The organism is Maccoyibacter intestinihominis (genome assembly GCF_040096355.1).
In the GTDB taxonomy this organism is placed as follows: Bacteria; Bacillota; Clostridia; order Lachnospirales; family Lachnospiraceae; genus Maccoyibacter; species Maccoyibacter intestinihominis.
The window spans coordinates 1-1,861 of the sequence record NZ_JBBMEX010000029.1 but is presented as its reverse complement, the minus strand read 5'-3'; the positions used below and the strand labels follow the sequence as shown (position 1 = coordinate 1,861).

Below are 1,861 nucleotides of genomic sequence, written 5' to 3'. Positions count from 1 at the left end.
TTTTTATTAAAACGATACTCCTCAATTAAAGAAGTCAACATTTCTGAAATATTTTTTGTTTTTATCATATTTGTGCCCTAACACATTGTTTCTTTACTCTATCAACAATTTATCCAGCAACATCTGCCTATTGTTTATAAACATTTCTGTCACTTGATAACTCTCTGTTTCTTCATATTCGCATAAATGTATGCTTCCATTATCAAAACAATAGATATCTGCATCCGGTATGCCTAACAGAATAGGCGAATGTGTAACTATAAAAAATTGCGCTCCCTCTTTTGCACATCTATATATTTGCATTAACAATGTAAGCTGTCTCTGAGGTGACAATGCAGCTTCCGGTTCATCAAAAAGATACAAACCATTTGGCCGCAAATTATTCTGTGCTAACGCAAGAAAACTCTCTCCATGTGACTTCTCGTGATATTTAGCCGAAGGATGTTTAAAATCTGCATATTCTTCTTCCTGCGTTGCAACATTATAAAAACTTTCGGCTCTAAGAAAGTATCCCCATTTTTCCTTCCGATAGCCTTTTGAAATTCTTATCGCATCACATAATTCTGAATGTGTATCATGCGTGGAAAAAACATAATTCTTTGTTCCACCCTCAGGATTAAAACCATGTGCTACGGCAATTGCCTCCAATAAAGTGGATTTGCCACTGCCATTTTCTCCAACAAAAAAAGTAACCGGTTTGTTGAAATCAAGTTTTTCAACACCCAAAAAAGCCTCAATTCTCTTTAAATAACTATTGTTATCAATTCTATCCCAATCGAATGTTACTCCTTGTATAAATTGATTATTCATTTCATTACCTTTGCTTTATTTTTTTATCTGAATTGTACTGTCTGTTTTCCCAGTTAGGATCAGCCTTTTTTGCGGCATCATAAAATGCCTGTCTGTAAATTCTCTCATATTTTTCAAGGGTGTACCCGGCAGCCAATCTGTCCTTTTTCTGCATTTTGCGGTACAAATTGTTATATACCTCGGAACGTTTTGTTGTATCTCCATTGTGGACACTGGGACTGAACAGAACTGCTGTTCAACTGAGACAACTGAAAACTGCCTATTGCATTTACTCCTGATGTCCCGAATGTTTTTTGAAATAAAAAAGCATTATCTGTAATCTTTGACATAAAACATCCTCCCATCTCTATTCCAAAAAATTATAACTTTTCCAATGTTAATAATCTGCTCAGTTTCTCTATTTCCTTTATCGGATAAAATAACCTGTTCTCCTAGTCCCATATCATCAAACGACCATATTACGCATACAAAGACCATCTCTTTACAAGATGACCACTGCGTAAATGAAAGTGCCTCATCTGTGTGTCCATTCTTTATCAATGTCTGGATTGTGGAAAGCTGATTTTTATAATCGTGCATTTTTCTTCGCTGACGCTCATAGATTTCTTCCCGGTCCTGATAATTTGCAATACGATTTTTCTGATTTTGTTCCGTAAGTACCGCAATTTTTATTCTCTCTTCTTTTTCAATGGTATTCTGCATGAACTCCATAAGGATAAGGTTAATCGCAACCAGTCCCACTGAAAGAAATAAAAATACATTCTGCATGTCAATACATCCCGGCATACTCATATCAGTTTCTATGCCAGCACATCAAATGTCGAAACTCCATTTTCTGTCACTCCTGTAGAAGTTGAAGTACCTAGCAGTTCCACCAGTTTTCCTGTTAGGTCTGCCACATCTTTTCCATCAATTTTCAGATTATATTGCCGTTCTTCCTGCTCCTGTTTTTCGGCACGCTGTTTTTCCAGCCGTTCCTCTGTCTCTTTCTTTTCTGCTTTCCTTTTCTCGAGTCTTTCTTCAAGTTCTTTCCTTGCTTTTTCTGTTCCCG

The 1,861-nt window shown here is 36.4% G+C and carries 3 protein-coding genes and 1 pseudogene; all 4 read right to left on the bottom strand.

Annotation, left to right across the window (positions count from 1 at the left end; translation table 11 throughout):
• Positions 1–93: 93 nt before the first annotated feature.
• Positions 94–810, bottom strand: a complete 717-nt coding sequence (locus WMO43_RS14030; protein ID WP_117691156.1) for an AAA family ATPase — start codon at positions 808–810, stop codon at positions 94–96.
• A gap of 4 nt (positions 811–814) precedes the next feature.
• Entirely contained in the window at positions 815–964 is a 150-nt protein-coding gene (locus WMO43_RS14025) for a DUF3879 family protein (protein WP_252194050.1), read from the bottom strand.
• 155 nt (positions 965–1,119) lie between these two features.
• Entirely contained in the window at positions 1,120–1,578 is a 459-nt protein-coding gene (locus WMO43_RS14020) for a hypothetical protein (protein ID WP_287557712.1), read from the bottom strand.
• A gap of 32 nt (positions 1,579–1,610) precedes the next feature.
• Positions 1,611–1,861 (bottom strand): annotated as a pseudogene (locus tag WMO43_RS14015) (DUF6033 family protein); the annotation flags it as partial.

Coding starts and splice junctions, on each gene's coding strand:
- WMO43_RS14030 (WP_117691156.1), bottom strand. CDS start 810: ATGAATAATCAATTTATACAAGGAGTAACATTCGATTGGGATAGAATT.
- WMO43_RS14025 (WP_252194050.1), bottom strand. CDS start 964: ATGCAGAAAAAGGACAGATTGGCTGCCGGGTACACCCTTGAAAAATAT.
- WMO43_RS14020 (WP_287557712.1), bottom strand. CDS start 1,578: ATGCAGAATGTATTTTTATTTCTTTCAGTGGGACTGGTTGCGATTAAC.